Annotated in this window: 21 protein-coding genes; 12 read left to right on the forward strand and 9 right to left on the reverse strand. The window is 36.4% G+C overall.

What is annotated here, in order from left to right; translation table 11 throughout:
- Positions 1 to 65: 65 nt before the first annotated feature.
- From FS486_RS02980 to FS486_RS03000, 5 genes are all read left to right on the forward strand, one after another.
- Positions 66 to 629 (forward strand): helix-turn-helix domain-containing protein, encoded by a 564-nt coding sequence (locus FS486_RS02980; protein WP_395940826.1) that lies wholly within the window; start codon positions 66 to 68, stop codon positions 627 to 629.
- 206 nt (positions 630 to 835) lie between these two features.
- A complete protein-coding gene (locus tag FS486_RS02985; protein ID WP_144509777.1) occupies positions 836 to 2,065 on the forward strand; it encodes a CynX/NimT family MFS transporter in 1,230 nt (409 codons plus the stop codon).
- A 119-nt stretch (positions 2,066 to 2,184) separates the two neighbouring features.
- The gene (locus FS486_RS02990; RefSeq protein WP_144509778.1) at positions 2,185 to 2,769 is read left to right on the forward strand and encodes a lysophospholipid acyltransferase family protein; all 585 of its coding nucleotides are present in this window, start codon (positions 2,185 to 2,187) and stop codon (positions 2,767 to 2,769) included.
- A gap of 129 nt (positions 2,770 to 2,898) precedes the next feature.
- A complete protein-coding gene (locus FS486_RS02995; RefSeq protein WP_186321313.1) occupies positions 2,899 to 3,699 on the forward strand; it encodes a DUF4097 family beta strand repeat-containing protein in 801 nt (266 codons plus the stop codon).
- 188 nt (positions 3,700 to 3,887) lie between these two features.
- A complete protein-coding gene (locus FS486_RS03000) occupies positions 3,888 to 4,694 on the forward strand; it encodes a YitT family protein (protein ID WP_144509780.1) in 807 nt (268 codons plus the stop codon).
- Positions 4,695 to 4,736: 42 nt separating this feature from the next.
- Here FS486_RS03000 and FS486_RS03005 read toward each other — a convergent pair whose 3' ends face one another.
- The gene (locus FS486_RS03005) at positions 4,737 to 5,156 is read right to left on the reverse strand and encodes a universal stress protein (RefSeq protein WP_144509781.1); all 420 of its coding nucleotides are present in this window, start codon (positions 5,154 to 5,156) and stop codon (positions 4,737 to 4,739) included.
- A 23-nt stretch (positions 5,157 to 5,179) separates the two neighbouring features.
- On the reverse strand, positions 5,180 to 6,637 hold the full coding sequence (locus FS486_RS03010) for a SulP family inorganic anion transporter (protein ID WP_144509782.1): 1,458 nt from the start codon (positions 6,635 to 6,637) through the stop codon (positions 5,180 to 5,182).
- Positions 6,638 to 6,803: 166 nt separating this feature from the next.
- Between FS486_RS03010 and FS486_RS03015 the strand changes: the two genes are divergently transcribed.
- From FS486_RS03015 to FS486_RS03030, 4 genes are all read left to right on the forward strand, one after another.
- Positions 6,804 to 7,703 (forward strand): aminoglycoside phosphotransferase family protein, encoded by a 900-nt coding sequence (locus FS486_RS03015; protein ID WP_144509783.1) that lies wholly within the window; start codon positions 6,804 to 6,806, stop codon positions 7,701 to 7,703.
- Positions 7,704 to 8,987: 1,284 nt separating this feature from the next.
- Positions 8,988 to 10,055, forward strand: a complete 1,068-nt coding sequence (rsgA, locus tag FS486_RS03020) for a ribosome small subunit-dependent GTPase A (RefSeq protein ID WP_144509784.1) — start codon at positions 8,988 to 8,990, stop codon at positions 10,053 to 10,055.
- Positions 10,052 to 11,068, forward strand: a complete 1,017-nt coding sequence (locus FS486_RS03025; RefSeq protein ID WP_144509785.1) for an aminoglycoside phosphotransferase family protein — start codon at positions 10,052 to 10,054, stop codon at positions 11,066 to 11,068. Before rsgA ends, FS486_RS03025 begins: the two co-directional genes overlap by 4 nt.
- A 387-nt stretch (positions 11,069 to 11,455) precedes the next feature.
- Positions 11,456 to 12,412, forward strand: a complete 957-nt coding sequence (locus FS486_RS03030; RefSeq protein WP_144509786.1) for a tyrosine recombinase XerC — start codon at positions 11,456 to 11,458, stop codon at positions 12,410 to 12,412.
- A gap of 254 nt (positions 12,413 to 12,666) precedes the next feature.
- Here FS486_RS03030 and FS486_RS03035 read toward each other — a convergent pair whose 3' ends face one another.
- Both FS486_RS03035 and FS486_RS03040 read right to left on the reverse strand, forming a co-directional pair.
- A complete protein-coding gene (locus FS486_RS03035; protein WP_144509787.1) occupies positions 12,667 to 13,233 on the reverse strand; it encodes an NADPH-dependent FMN reductase in 567 nt (188 codons plus the stop codon).
- A gap of 11 nt (positions 13,234 to 13,244) precedes the next feature.
- Positions 13,245 to 14,303, reverse strand: coding sequence for an LLM class flavin-dependent oxidoreductase (locus FS486_RS03040; protein WP_144509788.1), 1,059 nt, complete (start codon positions 14,301 to 14,303; stop codon positions 13,245 to 13,247).
- A gap of 132 nt (positions 14,304 to 14,435) precedes the next feature.
- Here FS486_RS03040 and FS486_RS03045 point away from each other — a divergent pair, with 132 nt between their 5' ends.
- Positions 14,436 to 14,780 carry a winged helix-turn-helix transcriptional regulator gene (locus FS486_RS03045; protein ID WP_144509789.1) on the forward strand — a complete coding sequence of 115 codons (345 nt, stop codon included), beginning with the start codon at positions 14,436 to 14,438 and terminating at the stop codon, positions 14,778 to 14,780.
- 111 nt (positions 14,781 to 14,891) lie between these two features.
- Positions 14,892 to 15,443, forward strand: a complete 552-nt coding sequence (locus FS486_RS03050) for a GNAT family N-acetyltransferase (protein ID WP_144509790.1) — start codon at positions 14,892 to 14,894, stop codon at positions 15,441 to 15,443.
- Positions 15,444 to 15,515: 72 nt separating this feature from the next.
- On the opposite strand, the gene FS486_RS03055 is transcribed toward FS486_RS03050, so the two are convergent.
- Complete coding sequence (locus FS486_RS03055) at positions 15,516 to 16,340, reverse strand: GNAT family N-acetyltransferase (RefSeq protein ID WP_144509791.1); 825 nt, start codon at positions 16,338 to 16,340, stop codon at positions 15,516 to 15,518.
- Positions 16,341 to 16,499: 159 nt separating this feature from the next.
- Here FS486_RS03055 and FS486_RS03060 point away from each other — a divergent pair, with 159 nt between their 5' ends.
- Positions 16,500 to 17,456 (forward strand): nucleoside hydrolase, encoded by a 957-nt coding sequence (locus FS486_RS03060; protein WP_144509792.1) that lies wholly within the window; start codon positions 16,500 to 16,502, stop codon positions 17,454 to 17,456.
- A 37-nt stretch (positions 17,457 to 17,493) separates the two neighbouring features.
- Here FS486_RS03060 and FS486_RS03065 read toward each other — a convergent pair whose 3' ends face one another.
- From FS486_RS03065 to FS486_RS03080, 4 genes are all read right to left on the reverse strand, one after another.
- Complete coding sequence (locus FS486_RS03065) at positions 17,494 to 18,618, reverse strand: Ger(x)C family spore germination protein (protein ID WP_144509793.1); 1,125 nt, start codon at positions 18,616 to 18,618, stop codon at positions 17,494 to 17,496.
- Positions 18,605 to 19,726 carry a GerAB/ArcD/ProY family transporter gene (locus FS486_RS03070; RefSeq protein ID WP_144509794.1) on the reverse strand — a complete coding sequence of 374 codons (1,122 nt, stop codon included), beginning with the start codon at positions 19,724 to 19,726 and terminating at the stop codon, positions 18,605 to 18,607. Before FS486_RS03070 ends, FS486_RS03065 begins: the two co-directional genes overlap by 14 nt.
- A gap of 16 nt (positions 19,727 to 19,742) precedes the next feature.
- Positions 19,743 to 21,263 (reverse strand): spore germination protein, encoded by a 1,521-nt coding sequence (locus FS486_RS03075; RefSeq protein ID WP_144509795.1) that lies wholly within the window; start codon positions 21,261 to 21,263, stop codon positions 19,743 to 19,745.
- A gap of 256 nt (positions 21,264 to 21,519) precedes the next feature.
- Positions 21,520 to 21,780 carry a (4Fe-4S)-binding protein gene (locus FS486_RS03080; protein ID WP_144509796.1) on the reverse strand — a complete coding sequence of 87 codons (261 nt, stop codon included), beginning with the start codon at positions 21,778 to 21,780 and terminating at the stop codon, positions 21,520 to 21,522.
- Positions 21,781 to 21,782 lie beyond the last annotated feature (2 nt).

Here is a 21,782-nt window from a genome sequence, read left to right on the forward strand (position 1 = left end):
GATATTATAAACTAAAACATCTAATTTTTATTAATTGCAAAATACTGAAGGAGGCTTGACGAGAAATGGCAATGGATGATTCAAAACAAGTTGTTTTACAAGTTGGGACTGCGTTAAAAAAAGTTCGTAAAGAAAAGCAGCTAAGCCTGGAAGATTTAGCAGGCATAACTGGTGTAAGCAAGCTAACACTCGGCAATATAGAGCGTGGAGAAACAAACCCGACGCTTGGTATGCTATGGAAAATATCGAAAGGATTGTCTATACCACTTCTAGCTTTATTTTCGGAGGAAAGTAATGTGAGTCTGTCACGAGCTGGAGAAGGGCTAAGGATTACTGGAGATCAAAAGACGTGGTCTGTTGAACCAATTTTTCAACATGCAAGTAATGATACTGAAATGTGCAGAGCCTATTTGCAACCAAATTGTACATACCAACCGGAAGAACATCATCATAATACAACAGAAATTGTTACCGTAATGACAGGAGCAGTTACTATTAAGGTGAATGAAGAAACATATTTGTTAAATCAATATGATTCTATTAGTTTTCGTGCAGATGGTACACATGCTTACATAAATAACACGAATGATGTTGCTGTACTCCATATTTTATTGAAATACGGAGTTTAGTACCTCGTTTCCTCATTAAAGAATAATCCCTTATCAATCTTACGATTGATAAGGGATTATTCTTTTTAGTATATTATAGTATACAAATTCAAAGATATATTATATTATAGTGTAAGTATTTTGTGGTTATAAAATGCAGTACAATAGATCACACGATAAATTGGCAATACTACTAATCGTAGAGTGTTATAGAAGGAGGAAGCGACATGAAGTCAAAAAGTCATTTTTATAAAGACGAACATAATAAAATTAAATCAACCATTCGAAACCAATCGCCGTCTTGGTTGATTATTATTGGCATTATTTTTATAGCTGCTAATTTACGCGCACCTCTAACTTCAGTAGGTCCTCTAGTAGGTTATATTCGGGATGATATGAACTTATCCAATACATTAGCTGGAATGATTACGACGTTACCATTACTTGCTTTTGCAATTTTTTCCCCTTTTGTACCTAAGTTAGTGCGGAAGTTTGGATTTGAATTAATCATACTGATTTCTATCATTTTTCTTACTCTTGGAATTATTTTAAGGTCTTTCTCAGGTATTTCTAATTTATATATCGGTACTGTCGTCTTAGGACTTGCAATTTCCGTTTGTAATGTATTAATACCTAGTCTTATTAAGCGGGAATTTCCCAAACGCATTGGATTGATGACGGGTGTATATTCTATATCGATGAACTTATTTGGAGCCATGGCTTCTGGCATCAGTGTTCCAATTGCAATACATTTAGGATTTGGATGGCAAGGGGCATTAGGTGTTTGGGGAATTCTGAGTTTCGTTTCTATCTTGCTTTGGTTGCCGCAAATGAAACACCGCCAAATAGGAACGCTTACTATTACAAATAAAACAGACGATCAGAAAATGAGCTTATGGCGTTCTCCTTTGGCGTGGCAGGTAACTATGTTTATGGGGTTGCAATCAATGGTGTTTTATGTCCTTATTGCATGGCTACCCGAAATTCTAAAAGAACAAGGAATAAGTTCGGATCAATCAGGCTTATTACTCTCCACCATGCAGCTATCACTGCTACCATTTACTTTTATTGTTCCAATAATCGCAGGACGAATGCAAAGTCAACGTACTTTAGTTTGCGTAATGTCTACTTTACTTTTGAGCGGAACGCTTGGATTACTTTATGGAAATCCTAATTTACTAGTCTTGTGGATCATTATTATTGGAGTCGGGGGTGGTTTTGCTTTTGGATTGTCTATGATGTTTTTTGGCTTACGGACAAAGACTCCACAGCAAGCAGCAGAATTATCGGGAATGGCTCAATCATTCGGATATTTGCTAGCGGCTATTGGCCCAACGCTTTTCGGGTATCTACACGATGTAACTAGTAGCTGGACTATTCCTTTTCTATTATTGGTTGGTGCATCAGTAATGCTCTTTATCTTTGGGCTAGGGGCTGCTAAAAATCGATTTATCTAATAAGGGACAGAAATGTTATTATAGAATTCATACCAGGCCATTTAAGGTCTGGTATTTTCGAGTTTAAAACAATATAATTAGTACTAGGTTCTAAAACTTACTGTTAGAAGGTGATACAGATGTATAATTTTACGTTATTTGTTGCGAAATTAGTAGTGCGTTCATTTGGAAAAATAGAGAAGAGAAATGAGCATTTACTGCCTGAAAGGGAGGGATATATCGTGACTTGTACGCACAGAGGATGGTTAGAAATCGTCATCTTAGGAATGTGTGTCCCAAAACCGATTCATTTCATGGCAAAGAAAGAGCTTTTTGAAAACAAAATGATTGGATGGTTCCTAAAAAAAATTAATGCCTTTCCGGTTGATCGAGATAATCCATCACCGAGTAGTATAAAACAGCCCGTAAAGCTTTTAAGAAGGGGAGAAGTAGTGGGAATATTCCCAAGTGGTACTAGAACATCTGAAGAAGCTCCGTTAAAAAGGGGTGCTGTAACAATTGGGAATTTATCGAAAGCACCAATTGTTCCTGCCTTATACATCGGTCCAAGAACATTAAAAGAGCTAAGAAAAATGAAAAAGGCTACCGTCATATTTGGAGAACCATTTTACATAACGTCGAGCAGTAAAGAAGAATTAGCAAGCTATACAGAGATATTGAATGAGAAAACAAATTTACTTGAAAGACAGCTTGTACAAAGGTAGATATATAATATGAAATGGTATTATACGACTTGAGGCTTAGATGGAATCACTGCTCCAGACCATTTGAATATGTTATATGTGCTATATAATAAGATTTAAGAAGTTATATATCAAATGGAGGTTGAAAAAATGGGTCCCAAGAAAATCGCGATAATTTGTTTGTTTGTGTTACTTGCCGGAGCAGCTATTAGTGTTTTCTTCAACATTAAAGACAAAATGGTCGATAAATCAGATGAAATTGTTCTTAATGATAAAAATTATTCAAATATTGAAGTGATAACAGATAATGCTTCTGTAGATATACTACCGACAAAAGAGGCAAAGACGAAAGTTGAGTTTTCAGGCAAGATGAAGAAAAAGTTCAAGTACAATTTCCAAGCAAACATAAAAGGGGACACCCTTTACGTCGAGTTAAAAGAAAAAAGATGGAGCTTTATCAGTTTTGGTTTTAACTCTCACAATATGAAGCTGATCGTATATGTACCAGAAAAAGAATATAATATAATTAAAACAGAGCTAGACAATGGGCAAATTAAGATACAAAACATTAAAGTCCAGGAGATCGATTTAGAGACTGATAATGGAATGATTGACTTAAAGAATATAGCTGCAAAAAATGTTCAAGCTAATTCGGATAACGGACAAATCCGTATGGAAGATGTAGATGGTACGATAAATGTGGAAACAGATAATGGCAGAATTATTTTTGCTTCTCCCAATTTAAATCGCTCAATCAGTTTAGAAACAGACAATGGAGCAATCGAGGTCCAAACTGACAAAGAGCCTACAAATGCCACGATTAAAGTGAAGGTAGATAACGGTAAAATTGATGTTTTCGGAACGGAAAATAGCCAGTCGATTTTCGGTAAAGGAGATAACTTAATTTTCCTTAAAACCGATAATGGTAAAGTGACTGTGAAAACAAAATAAAACTCGAAAACCGATTGAGGAGTAATTCAATCGGTTTTTTTATTTAAATTGACTTGGCACGTCAATTCTGATAAATTGTTCCTAGTATAAATAATCTGTGAAGAGAAGAAACTTGTATGTATACGGTACAGGTATAACTCGTCCTACTTCGGGGCGAGTTTTTTTAAATAGCTAGAAGGGAATTTTTTATGAAAAATATAATTATTGTTATAGGTTCACTTATTATTGCATTTGGTTTTAACTGTTTTTTAGTACCACATGGGATATTAAGTAGTGGAATTAGTGGGATCGCCATTTTGCTTGGGCTAATCACTCCATTTGATACTGGAATATTAAACTTTATCTTGAATTTGCCACTGCTTGTTCTGGGCTATTTTAAATTAGGAAAAAGGATTACGTTAAATACGCTTATTTGTGTAATATCGCTCTCAGTCTTTTTATATTTTATACCAGCGAATCCGATTACGGATAATATCTTGCTTTCGTCTATATTCGGGGGAATCATTGGTGGTCTCGGAGTGGGATTGATATTAAAGTATTCTGGGACTTCAGGAGGCTTGGATATTATCGCAATTATAGTTTCTAGAATGAGTAATGTTAGTGTGGGCTTACTGCTAACAGGAATGAATGGAGTCATCGTTTTAGTATCTGGTGCGGTTTTTAATTGGGAAATTGCTTTATACACACTATTATCAATCTATTTAACCGGGAAAATGGTGGATACAATTTATACAAATCATGAAAAATTGACGATGCAAATAGTAACGACTAAAGGTGACTTAATACGCAATGATTTACTAGCCTCCATTTATAGGGGAGTTACGATAACAGATGGGTACGGCGGCTACACGCTAGAGAAAAAGCAAATATTAATGATGGTTGTAACCCGTTATGAAACTATTCAAATCAAACAAATTGTGCGAAAACACGATGATAAAGCTTTTATAAATATTTTTGAAACGGTTGAAGTCGATGGTAACTTTGCCCGAAGTTAATAATAAAGCTGCTATCCAAGAAGAATTGGATAGCAGATTTTGTTATTTAACGATTAAAACAGGACAATTCACACGTTTAACCACTTTATGACTCACACTGCCTAATACCATCTCTTGCAAAGTATTTAGTCCTCTAGATCCAATAATCACAAGATCAAAGGAATTGCTATTGGCATATTCGATAATAATTGGTCCAGGATCACCTCGTAAGATTGTTACCGAATACTGGATGCATTGCTGTTGAAACTGCTTTTCTATAGGTAATACTTTTTTTCGGCGAGATAACTCCAATTCTTCTTTTCCTTGCGCATGCAATATATCATTCTTCGACTTAGAAAAATCCGCAACAAATACTATTTCCACATTGCAAGTTGGACTAAAAGCTGCAATCTTAACTGCCTCCGTAGCTGCTCTCAACGAGTTGGTAGACCCGTCAGCTGCTAATAAAATCTTTTCGTACAAATTCATACACCTCCACAAAAAGGTTAATTGGATAGAAGATTTGACTTTTCAATTATCGTTAACTTCTCAACCAGTTTCTTACTAGTTGCGTCTAATCCTTGGATAGTTATCCTATTATCATTTTCTCGGTATTTCATAACTACTTTGTCAATAGCACCCACGGCGGAATCATCCCAAACATGGGAGTTCGTAAAATCGATAATAATATTTTTTTCTTTAACTTGAAAATCAAATGAGTCTATAAATTCTTCTACAGAAGCGAAAAAGAGTTGTCCTTCAATATCAAAGAAAATCACATCTGTAGTTGTTCTTTCAGTCACGCGGATTTTAGCAATTTTAGTTACAAAGAAAACAGCACTTAAAATTACCCCTGCAATAACACCCTTTGAAAGGTCATGTGTTGCGACTACAATAATAACTGTAACCAACATTACAGTAGCATCTGTTCTAGGGGCTTTCTTTAAATATGTAAAGGAACTCCAATCAAACGTACCGATACATACCATAATCATAATACCTACAAGAACGGGCATAGGGATTTTTACGACTAAATCACCTAATACAATGATAAGAAACATTAATAAAACACCTGCAACGAATGTTGATAGTCTGCCACGTCCACCGGATTTGACGTTTATAACCGATTGCCCAATCATCGCACAACCAGCCATTCCTCCAAAGAATCCTGTAATAATGTTCGCAATTCCTTGTCCTTTGGCTTCTCTATTTTTATTACTTTCAGTACCTGTCATGTCATCGACAATAGAGGAGGTTAATAATGACTCTAATAAGCCTACGATTGCCAATGCGATAGAGTAAGGAAAAATAATTACAAAAGTTTCCCAGTTAAACGGTATATGTGGGATGAAAAATTCAGGAAATGATCTTGTAATAGCACCTAAATCGCCAACTACCTTCAAATCTATTCCAGCGTAAATAGTAATTGCAGTCAATACAACGATTGCAATAAGAGGAGCAGGAATTGACTTCACAAATCGAGGTAGCACATAAACAATTATAAGTGAGACTCCTACAAAAATATAAGTCATTGCTGATTCACCTAGAATATGTGGTACCTGCGCCATAAAAACTAGGATTGCAAGTGCATTTACAAACCCAATCATGACTGCTCTCGGTATAAACTTCATCAATTTTGCTATTTTAAAGATACCAAATAATAGTTGAATAATACCCGTCAGGACAGTGGCCGCAAACAAATAATCTAACCCATAATTTTTCACCAAAGGCCCCATTAGTAATGCCATTGCTCCTGTTGCCGCGGAAATCATACCTGGTCTTCCGCCAACGAAAGATATTGTTACCGCAATAATAAAGGAAGCATATAAGCCAACCATTGGATCGACCCCAGCAATAATCGAAAAAGCAATTGCTTCTGGTATTAAAGCTAGTGCAACGACAGCTCCAGCAAGAATATCCGCTCGTACATTTGTAAACCATTCTTTCTTTATCTTTTCTAACACTAAAATTTACACCTCTACTCTTATTACATACGTTTTGTGTCTATGCATTTGAACAGTTTACCATTTATTTTTGCGTAACTAAATACTTTTCTTTTCTCCCGTGTGTATTAATTCATGTAAAATGAAAGGAAGCAAAGCATATATAGATAGCTAAGGTGGTGATTTGATGGAATACCCAGATTTGTTTGAACGTAAAATAATCGGTGCATTTAGTGATACAGGGAAAAAGTGGTTGGAAGATTTGAATGCAATAGTTCCATTTTTATTAGAGAAATGGAATTTAACTTTAGTGGGAGCTGTAGGTAACCTCTCATATAATTACGTCTTAAAAGTAAAAGATGCAGTAGGCAAGCCTGTCATTCTGAAAATAGGCATTCCAAATTATGATTTTAACAATGAAATAAGAACACTTAAAGCGTATGATGGTAAAGGATGTGCTCAGATCATTAGAGCAGATGCAGAAAACGGAGCAATGCTACTCGAACATTTACAGCCAGGAAAGATGCTTTCAGAAATAGAAGAAGAAATGGCGGTTAAACACTTTGCGAAGGTTTGGACTACTCTTAGGAGACCGATGGAAGAAAATGAGGATCATCCATCTATCGAATATTGGATGAAGTCGCTAGATCGTTATCTAGCAGGGGAATCGTCAAAAGAAGGTCTTATTTCAGATGCTTTTATTCGTCTCGCACAAACTTGTTTTATTGATGTAACGAATTCTTCAAAAAGAAGTGAGCTGTTGCATGGTGATTTACATCACCAAAATATTTTATTCTCTGCTACTCGAGGTTGGCTTGCGATTGACCCGAAAGGGGTTATTGGCGATCCTTATTTTGATATTATTTCGTTTTTAATCAATCAATTATTTCATAAACCAAATCCAAAACAGCTGTTGGAGAAAAGAGTAACATCATTGTGTAATGAAATGCAATTGGAAAAAGGAAGACTTTTGAAAGCAGCAGTCGCAATGTCGACTTTATCAGCTTGTTGGGGGATAGAGGATAATGACACGGATTGGGAGACTGCATACCAATGTGCTCAATGGTTTGCAGAAATGTTGGATTAGTAATATGTTTTAAAACAGAACGTATGTGTGGTATAATTAGTAGGTAATAGTATAGGTAGCTCAAGGGTGGAAGGCTTACTCTTCTAGTGAGGGGAGTGATGCCAATGTCAGTTTTCGAATCATTAATGTTTGCGATTGCTTTTGCAACATTGATTGTATTGATGCTTTCATTTAACCAAAAACAAAAATAACCCATCCTTGAGTTAGCGCTCGATGGGTTATTCCGAACCGATCAGCCATTCCCCTTGAGGGAAATAGCTATTACGTAGTGACCGTTCGATGCACCAACATCGTTCGGTCTTTTATTATATTTCAACTTTGACTTAATTATACGTTTGAAACTATGATTTGACAACTAATTTGAGATGTATGCTGTTCAATTTAGGGATTGGTTGTTTCTGTTATTACTTATCATTTGTAATAAGCCAATTTACGAATTGCTCAAAACGATGTCGTTATTTATAAAGTTGCTGTTCGGGAAGATGATTATACATATACGGCATCTTGTACCCTTGCCAAAGTTAAATAGTTTACCATCCATTGATGGTGACGGTGGATTTCTCCGTTTCGAGAGCATCCATTTCTTCAGTTGCGTATAGTTTTGAATATCCAATGCTTCCATTACTTCTTTTATTGGCACCTTAGCCAACCGCATTTCAAAGGTCTTAATTTACACTTCTACTAGTTAACTGACTCTTGTTTCCATAGAAAAAAACCTCCACAATGTTGATTTAGGTATTGTATATCCGCTCTTCAGCGCAAGTTGTTTATTGGTCTTTTTTCTTTAAATTAGTGTGTCCATCGAAAGTGGCTTTTCTTATGTTATATGCGACAGTTGCGGAGAGTGAGTTGGAGTGGTAAGAAAAAGATTAAATGCGATTATAATCAAAATTTTCTGTTGATTCTCACGAGTGGTTATGTCACACTATAGATGTGAAATTATATTTCAACTTTTTCCTGCGAAAGGGGATGTTTTTAATGACTGCTTATATGGTATTGGTGGTTTTAACTTAACCGAATTTTAGGCATAGTAGATTCCAATCTTTTATTATAGTTTGGAATGGGAGCAACCGGGAAGACCACCCGTGTTTTTTTTGCTGTGCCGTAAACAGTAACCTTTCGTGAATACTGCTGTTAGCGGGATACGATAGAAATCGTATCCCTTGTTGATTATAAGTCAACTTTTGGCTTATCACCGCGGAACAGCAGCTTCTTAAGAGGCTGCTTGTTCGCGGTATTTTTATGCCCAAAAAACACTTGAATTTTTTGGAAAGGATTGGTCCAATGATTGATTTGAAACAATACGGCTATATCGAAGCCGAAACGCCGCCGAAGGGTTTCATACCTGGAAGGGTTACTGAACTACAGCGAGAGCAATATACGGTCATCACCGAACAAGGAGAAGTGACTGCTGTATTGAAGGGCGCTTTTTATCACTCTGTGGTCACTCGGGAGGACTTTCCGTGCGTTGGCGATTTTGTATTTCTACAATACAACGAAAACGGTGCTTCGCACATTGCCAAATTGCTACCTCGATGTACGAAGTTTTCCCGCGCTGATTATTCGGGACACGCGGTAGGGTATGTCAAAACCGTACTGGAGCAAGTAGTAGCAACAAATTTCGATTACGTATTTATCGTGTCATCTCTAAATTGGGATTTCAATGTCAGACGCATCATTCGCTACCTGACACAGATACGGCAGAGCCGCGGAAAGCCTGTCGTAATCTTAACAAAAGCTGACTTGATTCAGAATTTCAGCGCGCAGTTAGCTGAGGTTCAAAAAGCAGCTCCAGATGTGCCGGTACACGCAGTTTCCAGTCACACTGGGAGAGGTTTAGACGGGTTGAGTGAATATTTGCAGCCAGGGAAAACCGTGGTATTCCTCGGCATGTCTGGTGTGGGAAAATCCTCACTGCTAAACGCCTTGATGAATCAGGAAGTGATGACTGTCAAGGCTATCCGCGAGACCGACAGCCGGGGCCGTCACACAACAACGCATCGCCAGCTCTTTATGCTTCCTTCTGGTGCGATGGTTATTGATACGCCAGGTATGCGTGAACTAGGGTTGTTTGGTGCGGACGACGGGATTAGTACGGGATTTAAAGATGTGGAGGAATTATTCACACAGTGTCGGTTCAATGACTGTCGCCATCAATCGGAACCTGGCTGTGCAGTTCATGCTAGTCTTGCTGAGGGATCATTGGCACTGGAACGTTGGGAGCATTACCTTGCACAGAAGAGGGAAAACAAGTTTGTGGATGATAAATCAAAGTATCTCATGGACAAAAGGTCGAAGCAAAAGTCGATTGCCATGCGACATAAGGGTAAAAAGGGAGGATACAGGCAATGAACAATAACGATGAAAAGTATGTAAAGCCTGAAATACTGGAGCTAGTTTTGAGTAAAATGCTAGATAAGACGATAGTTCGCTTAGATTATCAACTAAAAGATATGCAGGGCGGGACATTAGGGGTTGTTCGTCTTGTATCAGGCACGGCTGAATCTTCTGATGGTGAAAAACTGCCGTATAAGGTGGTTTGGAAAATACAGAAAAAATTTGGGCGTTATAGTGATTCAGATTCATGGCGTAGAGAATACGATCTCTATGCATCCGATTTCAAACAGGTTTTCTTCCATTCGTTCCGAAGTCCGAAGTGTTATCACGCCGAAATAAATGATGATGAGATTCAACTGTGGATGGAATATATCGATGGCGTGTCAGGCTTAAACTTAACCACGGAAATGTATGAACGTATAGCCGAGGAATTGGGACGATTTCAAGGGAAATTGTATACTGAACGACCAAGTGTATTGAAAAATTTGTCCAATTTAAGCAAGGTAGAGTTTACGAAAAACAACTATCTGCATTATCGGTCATGGAATGTTTTGTATGATTATATACGTTCCGATGACTGCGAAATTCCAAAGCACCTATGTAAAATGCTCATTGACTTAGATAACGATGAGGACGAAATATTCAGCCGGATTGAGAAGCTACCAATAGTCCTTTGCCATAGAGATTTTTGGGTGGCAAACATATTCTATTCGGACAGTAAAATAATACTTATCGATTGGGATACCTCCGGATGGGGGTACATGGGTGAGGATATCGCTAGTTTAATAACGGATGAAGCGGACGTCTGTCATATGATTGAATACTACCAAAAATGCATTCCGGCATATTACAGGGGTTTTTCAGAATATGCGGATGTGTCCCATATCTCTGATTATTGTATCTATGAACTAATCCTTGTTATGTTTGGATACAGGCTTGTGGAGTGGTATAAATTCGCTAAGTCGCCCGAAGATAAATCAATCCACCTTAATACCTTACAAAAAATCTATGAGATGAGATTTTTGTAGATTAATATAGCTATTGGATCATTAGATATAAACAATTGATGAAAGTCAATGTGAAATGCCGAATTCCGATGGCTGTGGAATTCGGCTTTCGTTTTGACTTTTTCCAATCTTTTTATCTCTTCTTAACCTACTAGTATCAAAGAGCCAATATTCTATCCATCATGCTATAAAACTTAAAATCAATTTTAGAGACTTTAATGTACAATTACACATAACTTGAAAGTTAGAAGGCTCTCAATGCTAATTTGAAGCATCCTATTTTTATCCATATTCAGAGATGAATTTCTAACTATTTAGTTGTAAATAGCATTTTTTTTAATAAGGTTCCCAAATACATATTTGGGAACCTTATTTTATGATAAAATAGGAAAAGAAGAGGTGGTTGCGATGCAAAGAGAAATACCGAAAATAGTAAGAGATTTTCTCGTCTATTTAACAACGATAAAAGGAAAATCATTACGGACACGAAAAGAATATGAATACGATATAACTTTATTTTTTAGATTTTTAAAAGCAGTAGAAGAGAATGTGGATGTTGCTAAAATCAACGATATTATCATTAAAGAGGTAACGATTGACTTTATTAAAGAGATTTCTTTGGAAGATATGTATTTGTTTTTAGAGTACTGCGAAACACAGCGTAATAATAGTGCATCTTCTCGAGCAAGGAAAGCGGCAACTCTCAAATCCTTCTTTAAGTATTTAAAGGTGAAAAGGAGAATGTTGAACTATAATCCAGCAGAAGAATTAGAAACACCAAAAATCGGGAAGAAAAAGCCAATTTATATGGATCAAAAGGAAGCAGAAATATTTATAGCTGGAATTAAAAAAAGTAATCACTACTATCGGAACTATAGTATGATTATGTTCTTTTTAAACTTAGGTCTACGGGTTTCAGAGCTATGTAGTTTAAACCTTACATCCATCCAAGATAATGTATTACATGTAATAGGAAAAGGGGACAAAGAGCGTACCGTTTTTTTAAACAATGCTTGTGTGCACTCACTCCAACAATATATGCAAAAGGAACGACCATACATACAAGGTGCAACGACAAATGATGCGCTATTCTTATCACAAAAAGGGACGAGGCTAACACGGCAAACAGTTGCAAAAATTATTAAACAAATTAACCATGACTCAGGCTTAAACAAAGAAAAACTAACCCCCCATAAGCTAAGACATACATCGGCAACCATCATGTATAAAAGTGGGGCAGATATTAGAAGTCTTCAGCATATATTAGGGCACACTAGTGTTTCTACTACTCAAATTTATACGCATGTGGAAGATAAAGAAATTGCACGTGTAATAGAAAACAATCCATTCAATCAAATAGGTTAATATATTATTATTATGTAAACTAAATACTCACTATTCTATTCTCATTGTTTAATGATAGACGCCAAAGCCCTGCCTAAAGTTGTAGTTGATGACGGACAAACAACTGAGAACTACGGAAAAAAGAGATGTTATTCATGACTTCAGACATGAATAACATCTCTTTAAATACAATCGGTTATCATATAGCATAAGTCTATCTAAAAGAAAACGATAGATACAGTTCTTGGTCTTAAAAGGCGCTTGCGTTTTCCTTATTAGAAATCATATTTAGCTTCCTTTAGCTCTCGCAGCTTTGTAAAAGTTTCCGTTAGTAGAACAGTATCTTCTACTAAGCGTTCTATTCTGAAAAATATATCATCATTAATAATTTCCTTACGATTAAAATCCTTTTCTTCAATAAAGACAATCGTCTGAACAATTTGACCCTTCATATATGCCAAAATTGGTTTTAGATGTTGCTCTGCTACCAAAAAATGCTTAGGTGATCCTGCAGTGACTAAGATACTAACCACTTTGTCGCGCAAAGCATGAACTGGCAGTAAATCGAAAATGTTTTTTAGGGTGCCTGGAACAGATGCTTGAAAAATGGGTGTTCCAATCACGATAGCATCAGCTTCCATAATCTGTTTTGTTACAAATCCAGTATCACCTTCGTATTCTAAGTAATTGCGCCCATCACTAAACTGAACATTATATTCGGCTAAGTCGATAAGCGTATAAGTTGCTTCTGGATGTTTTTCCGAAATCTCTTTGGATAGATAATCCATTGCCGTTCTTGTTTTTGAACCAATGATGGACCCAGATATGCCGACAATTTTCACGTTTAATCCTCCTATCTTTTCTTCGTGTATTTTCTAATTGCTGGTAGGATTTCTGAGCCGATTAACTCGATGTTCTTCGCTAATTTATCAAAGGGCATCCCCCCGAAATCCATTTGTGCTAAATAACGATGATGACCAAATAACTCATGCTGATACAATATTTTTTCAATAACTTCTTGAGGGCTTCCGACATTTAAAACGCTACGTTTATCTATTGCTTGGGCGAATGCTTGTTTTGGGAAGCCTTGTCCGTTTGTTAATTTCATTCCTTCATTAATATAGGGGTACATTTCTCTCATTGCTTCTTGCGTTGTTTCAGCTACATAGAAAAAGCCTGTCGTTCCAACTGGTAATGTTGCTGGATCGTAACCAGCACTCTGAGCAGCTTCCCTGTATGCATCGATTGTATTTTTAAAGATACTTGCAGGTCCACCTAAAGCAGCGAGCATCATAGGAACTCCTGCAAAACCTGCTTTTATGGCGCTAGCAGGAGTACCACCTACAGCACGCCAAATTGGGAGTTGCCCATTCTTAGGTCTTGGCAAAATCTTAGCATTTCTTAATGGCTCCCGAAATTCTCCGCTCCAGTTGATAACTTCATCTTCGTTAAGTTTTAGTAACAATTCAAATTTTTCTTCAAATAACGCTTCATAATCACGAACTTTATAGCCCAATAAGTCGAAAAGTCCTATACGAGACGCACGACCAGCAACGATTTCAGCACGACCGTCTGAAATCAAATCGATTGTTGCAAAGTCTTCAAACACTCGAACAGGGTCCGACGTACTAATAATGGTAGATGAACTGGAGATTTTTATCTTTTCTGTCGCTTGGGCAATGGCTGATAAAACAACTGAATGTGCCTGAGTGGCAAAGTATTCTTGATGACTTTCTCCCACACTAAAAACATCAATCCCTGCTTGTTCAGCCAGTTTAGACAACTCTATAATTTCGTGAATCCGTTGTTTTGCTGTTATAGACTTTCCTGTACTGGGATTTGGGATATGATCTCCCAATGTATAAAGACCAAATTCTAGTCCTTTGCTTTCGTCGATTCTATATTTCTCCACATTAATCAGCCTTTCTATATATAAAGTTGTTCCGTTTCATGTCCCTATACTATTATACCTATAATTCTCCTATTAATAAGTACGCACTTTTAAGTGGTATAATATACAAAAGGATACTAAGGAGAGATGATTATGGAAATAGAACCCGAATTATGTCGTGTGGAAGATGCTTTAGGTATATTAGTTGGTAAGTGGAAACCAGTCATATTATTACACTTATTAAAGCATGGTACACAGAGATTTAATGAGCTAAAAAGAAGTATTCCTGGAATCACACAAAAGATGTTAACCAATCAGTTAAGAGACTTGGAGGAAGAAGATATAATTAAGCGTGTAGTATACCCTCAGGTCCCACCCAAAGTCGAATACTCTATTACGGAATATGGAAGGAGCCTAGAACCAATTCTGAATGCGATGCATGAATGGGGAACTAATCACACATTACATAAGAATCAAAAAGAGAAAAATCAAATGTAAGAGATATTCAATGAACTTTACAATAATATTATTATGTAAACTAACTATTAGATGTCATCTATCAGAAGATTTGTTATAATAACTAAAACATAGAAGAAAGAGGTAGATTTCATGTTTACATATAATATTGACGATAAGTTAAAGTTAAAAATGCTCGATTTACGGGACAGTGAACATTTGTTCGATTTAACAGTGAAGTCAAAAGATACACTTAGGGAATGGTTACCATTCATCGATTATACGAGGGAAGTGAATGATACAAAAAGTTTTATCCAATCAACGATGAAACAATATAGTGAAAACAATGGATTTCAAGCAGGTATCTGGTATGGGGACAAAATTGCAGGGGTCATTGGTTTCCATAAAATTGATTGGAATAATAAATCCACGAGTATTGGTTATTGGCTCGGGAATGACTATGTTGGAGCAGGGTTAATGACAAAATCTGTCCAAGCCTTTGTCAATTATGCACTGAATGATTTGAATTTAAATAGAGTGGAAATACGTGCAGCAGTTGATAATAAAAAAAGTAGGGCAATACCTGAAAGGCTTGGTTTCACAGAAGAAGGGTGTGTACGTCAGGCAGAATGGCTATACGACCATTATGTTGATCATATCGTTTACGGAATGCTAAGAGGGGATTGGAACTCCCAAAAAATCTAAAAATAAGAGATGAATAACCTTGATAAATTATTCGATTAGAAAAATTTATCAAGGTTATATTTGCATAGATGCTCAATGGAAGTTGTATGTATAGTAATCTTGGGCATGAACTACTTTAAAACCGATCGATTCGTACAGGCCAAGTGCATGAGCATTTTTAGTTTCTACTTCTAAATGAACAGAATATCCCATTCCAGATTGTTTCTTGACTACCTTTTGCAATACTTTTCGACCAATGCCCTTACCTTGGTACTCAGGTAGGATTGCAAATCCATAAATCCAAGCCTCGCCATTTTCGCTCTTTATCCGAATGTTTCCTACTGTTTCATCATTTACCTCTATCATAAACATAGCGTTGTTGGCATCCCCGTTTATTCTACTTTCGGTAGCTTTTGCATCTTCCTCTGATAAACCGAATGCTTCCATAGATAAGCGGACACGCATATCTGAATCCGTTGTTGTAGCAGGACGCAATTTAAAGCCTTCTACTTCTTTCAACATTTGTTCTTGCCACTGCATTTGATGTTCGGTGAATCCGTAAATAGCCCCTTGTTCACCCAAAAAAGCTTTGGCAGCTATAGAACTTGATGGAGTATTTAATAAGATTTTGCTAAATGATTTTTCTTTTGCAAGAGCCATACCTTCCTGAAATAATCTAGTGAAATGTTTTTTTCGTCGTTCTTGGGGTTTCACCATTCCACATACTTCGACTGTGGATCCAAAAGGATACAAACCTAAAAAAGCGACAAGCTCTTCTTGTTCATAATGGAGTAGATCAAGCCTAGACGCTCCTCGATTTCTTAACATTTCCCAATTCAATTTCAATTGAATATGGTCATATGCTTCACATTCCTTTTGAAGCCTTTCAATATCTTCCAATTCTTTGCTTGTTAACATGTTTTTCCCCTTTGCTGATAGCTGATTTGTAAAAATAACTTCCTTTTTAGTTTACATTAGTCACTCATCAAAACATAGTGGATTATTTACCGAAGTGTCGTATCGAGCCTTGCAACCATAATATAAGGATATTGATTGGAAATGAAAAGGGGGATTTCCTTGGTAAAAAAAGTGCTTTTATTCGGGGACATCGGGATTGATGATACCGTTGCATTAATATACGCAAGCTTAAATGAGGAAGTAGAAATTGTTGGTATAGTTGCAGATTACGGGAATGTATCAAGGGAAGATGCCGTGTCAAATATCCATTATTTAATCAGATTGTTTAATTTCCCTAAGGTAATCCCTGTAATACGAGGGGCAGAGGTGCCATTAACCGGTGAACAGCCTACTTTTTATCCCGAGATTCATGGAGAGCACGGACTTGGACCAATCATACCAGATGATAATCATGAAATAAAAATAGAAAACTTTTTAGAAATCGTGAATATAATTGAACAATATAAGGATGAGCTAGTAATTGTTAATATCGGTCGACTAACATCTCTTGCCACAATGTTTATCCTTTACAAGGAGTTAATGAAGAGTGTGAAAGAATTTTATATTATGGGTGGGGCCTTTTGGATACCTGGAAATGTCACAACGGTAGCTGAAGCTAACTTTCATGGGGATCCTTTTGCCGTAAATATTGTCTTGACGTATGCAAATAATGTCACGATTATCCCTTTAAATGCTACCCAAAAAGCAATTGTAACACCTGGAATGGTTGACTATATAGATCAATTTGGGAAAACAAAAATCCTCAAGCCATTAATGGAATACTATACACGTTTTTATAAAGAAAGAGACCCATCTTTAGAGGGAAGTCCTGTGCATGATGCGCTAACCCTCATGGCAACGATTCTTCCTGAGATGTTCAGCTATGAAAAATATCCAGTTACAGTTGTTGATGAACTAGATGGGCCTGCAAGAGGTCAAAGTATTGCAGAAACTCGTCAATATGAGAAACAAAACGGCGAAAAGACCCACCGAATTGCATTTGATATCAATTATGGGAGGTTCTTTCATAATTTCTTATCTGTTATGACAGGTCAACCATTAAATAATGTTAATTGAACTGGATAGGGAATTACTAGTTGCCTTACACTCGTCCCTACTCAAAAACTCCATTTCTTAATATAACAAAATCTACCTTAACGTTTACTTTCATATTGTTATACTTTGTATGCCATTTTTCTTTTGTTAGATTTGAGTTTCTAACTGAGCTTCTATATTTCATTCCAAACCCAAATATATCTGAATCGACTTCTTGGGTATGAGCAATCACCCTGGATATTTCCCTAGAGAGGTTTTTACTAATCGCTTTTTCAAGCTTGGCAACTATTTTGGGATCACCTAAATTAACATCCGGATTAATTTCTAATAATCTGCCTTTCAATTTTAGACTCAAATCAAATTCTGGTGTGGAAGCATTGACTAATTTCAATTCCCTTTTTGAATGTATAGCATCTAATGCTATAGGGATCTTGCTAGGGGCGTTTTCAACTAATTCAGAGGAGAAATCCTCTTCCTTTAGGATAGCTTCGAATATTCCTGCCTTGAAACTATCTCTAACAACCTTTACGTAAAAGCTATCTTGAACAGGAAGAGTACCTACCATTTTGCCTTCTTTAAATAGGGCGATTCCACTTAATGCGACAAGTTCTTCATCCCTTTTTAAAATTGGCATTGCAAAATCTTTTCCAACTGAATAATAATCATGTGCAATTTCATGAAGGGTAGGGGAAATCATATATTCTTGTTTCACGTTTTGTTCTATTAACTTATAGATATGTTGGCCTATATCATCAATATTCTTGTAGTCGTATGTAAGTAAGGGAGTTGTTTCTCCTTCTACCACGCCCATAAAGAGGCTATTACTAACATCAGCATTTTCTAACTGCATATCAATGTAAGATTGGAGATTATCTTTAGCCAACTCGTCGCCAAACAAAATGACCCTCATTTGACCTACCGTTACTTTTTTTGATAACTTTCGATTTGTTTTCATTCGATTACCTTTACTAGTTTCGTTCTCTGTGGTAATGACTTCCACATTGCTTTGAAATTCAGGGTTTACTTCGCGAATAACCGCGGTAGTCGATACTTTTTCCTCTGTCCCTTTATCGTAGCCAACCAAGGTAGTTAACCCGATCCTGTCGAGAATATTAGTTTCCGTACAACCAGCTAACAAACCAAATAAAAAAAGAAGAATGAAATAGGAACTAAACTTTCTCATTTTTTTTCTCCTTCTGTGATGTGAGTTTCTTTTTTAGCGAGGTGATGATAAATAGGAAAATTGGATACACGAATACGATATAAAAAGCTACCTGTCCAAATTGAGTGTTAATCGTATTTATCTGGGTACGAGTTTGAACTAGTAGTGTGGCAATGAGCATCAGAACAGAGAAAATCCAAACGAATTTCATTTCGCTTATTTTAACTAATCGTTTTACCCCACGGTAAGCAGACCATAAATAAAGACAAAGATTTGGTAATATAATCAACATCCAAAAACAAACAGCAACAAACTCAAATCGCTCCATAAAAGGAAAACTAATAAAACTGAATAATGTTAAGGTCGCCCAGATTGTTCTAAGTAGTTTTCCCTCGCTGTAATAAGTAATCGAAACCATCATCACAGATAAATAGATTATTGTTGATGCTAATAATCCTAGATGAACATGCCTTTTTACATTTTTTTTGTCTTTTATGAATGGATAAATCACATTTAGAATTTCGAAGCCAATAATGGTAAAAGTCATAGATTGGGCTCCTTTTAAAATGGAGACAAAATTTGTATCTAAAATAGGGAATAGACTTTCTGCAGTCGTAAACTTCATTGGAAATACGAGCATAGGAAAAATCCATAAAGCGAGGATGACGCTAAAAAAGGAAACACCTACAATAACGCGAAGTCCCCCTGTAAACGCATACATAATAATAATTAGTAATGTAGCCGAAAGAAACCATGTGCTTAGACCTGGAAAAATCCATGCTTGAATAACTTCAATGTAATTTCTTAAAACAGAGAAGAATCCAACGAAACAATAGACTACATAAATGGCGTTTAAAAAATTTCCTAACCATTTTCCGTAAATATCTTGATGGATTCCATACAGATCATTAGAACCGTATATTTCTAGTGTTTTAATCATACAAAAAGCGACGACATGAGAAGCAAGACCCGCTAGGAGAACTGAGATCCAGGCGTCATGTCTTGCATCTTGATACACAATACGTTGAAAACCCTGTATTCCTACTCCAACTTGAGCACTGTGAATTACAAAAAATAGCAAATAAGCATTAATCATCTCTTTAGGGCTAAGTCGTATAGGATTGTTCATTCATTTCACCTTCAGTTCAACTTTTTTCAGGATTTATAGGTTCTGGTTGATGCTTATCTTCATCAGCAGGTCTTGTAATGATAGGTCTTTTTGCTGTAAGTGGTAAAGGCATTCTAATAATGCTATCTCGCATATTTTTCAACCTAGGGGGATAAAAAGGGGCCATATAAGGAGCACCCAAGCTAGATTGACGTAAGAGATGAATGAGTATAAAACAAAAGGCGAGCATAATTCCATAAAAGCCCCAATATCCAGCTAATATAATAATTGGGAACCGAATAAGTCGTATCACATTTCCCATCATATAACTTGGTGAAGTAAAGGAGGCCAAGGCACTTAAGGCAATAATGATAAGTAATATATTACTTGTAATTCCAGCTTGAACAGCAGCAGTACCTATTACGATACCACCTACGATACCAATGGTTTGTCCAATCTTTGTTGGTAATCGTGCCCCAGCCTCTCTAAGCAACTCAATGATAAATTCAAGAAGTAATGCTTCAAATACGGGTGGAAAAGGTACTAGAGCCCTAGACTCACTTAAAGGCACCAAGAAGGCCTGAGGAATTACTTCGTAATGAAAGGTTAATGCTCCTACATAAAACGGTGTTAAATAGATGGAAATAAAGAATGCAGCAAATCGTAATAATCTTACAAACGTAGCAATTTGCCATCGCAGGTTTTGATCTTCTCGACTTTGAAAAAATTGCGTAAACGATTGAGGGCAAACAATTGCCATTGAACTGCCATCTACTAGGAGACCCAATTTCCCGTTCAAAAGACTATCGCAAAACCTGTCAGGTCTTTCAGTTAGTAGCATTTGCGGGAAAACGGACATCGAGTTATCGTCAATCATTTCTGCTAGTACTGCACTATCAATTAATGCATCTATATCTAGATCTTTGACTCTTTGACGTAGCGTATTAACCATTTGATCTGAGGCAATGCCGTTCATATATAGAAGCGAGATAGAGGTATTTGTACGCTTTCCAACTTTAATTTCCTCATTACAAAGATCAGGACTCACTATATAACGACGGACTAACGAAATATTTGTTGAAAGACTTTCATTAAAACCGACCTGTGCTCCAATTACTTGTGATTCATTTTCCGGAGCCGACAAACTTCTCGACTCTCGGGTGGCGATATTTGCTAAAATGATTTGTGAAAACCCATCCAAATGGATAAGGACACACCCAATTACGATTGATTCTATTATTTCATCTAATTGATTAGAGCTACTTACCTGGGGTACGGTAAGAAAGCTCATAATGGTTTCTGGTGATTCTATTAATTTGTCCTGTAAATTAGATATGATATGATCATTCAAAGTCTGCCCATTTACTAAATTATCTATATAGATAAGGGTAATGTTTGGCGGAATAGATTTAACGATTAAATCAGATGGATCATGTGTGGCATTTTTTATTGACTGAATAAAATTACTTTTTAAAGGAGAAATCATGCCTACATGTTCTTTAGTTGTTTCTATTTTTACTGGAGTTTGTTTTTTATTGAAAGGTAGTTTAAATTTCATCTTGAATAGTAGGCTCCTCTCATTTGTTGCTTAGTTTTCCTATGTTGAATGGCTTTAAATCATGGATCAATTCAACTAATGGAATAAAATCTTCCTAGACAGGAGATTCATTTTATAGAATAGGCTTTAAAAGAAATATCTATACTTATGTCATGAATTTTCAGCAAGATTAGCGCAATTATTGGGAACTTAAAAACGAGAAAGGAGTCGGGGAGCTATCGATTAAAAATGCGACTGCCACCGGAGCAGTCGCATTTTACCTTATAGTAATGGGGCGTTTTTTCTCGCTAAATAACAATGCACCACTAGGACAGGTAGTAATGACTCTTTTAACATCTTCTTTAAGTGCTGCATCAGGAAATATCCACGGTTTTCTATTTACATTAAAGGATGAAGGTAAATATTTTATGCAATTGGCTGCATGTGTACATTTTAGAGGGTGAAAAAAGACATCTACTTCTTTCCCATAATATTTTTTGTATCCTGCATCCATTAAAGCTGTCTCAAAGTCATCCATAA

Origin of the sequence: Bacillus sp. FJAT-22090, assembly GCF_007676755.1 — a bacterium.
Classification (GTDB): Bacteria; Bacillota; Bacilli; order Bacillales_A; family Planococcaceae; genus Psychrobacillus.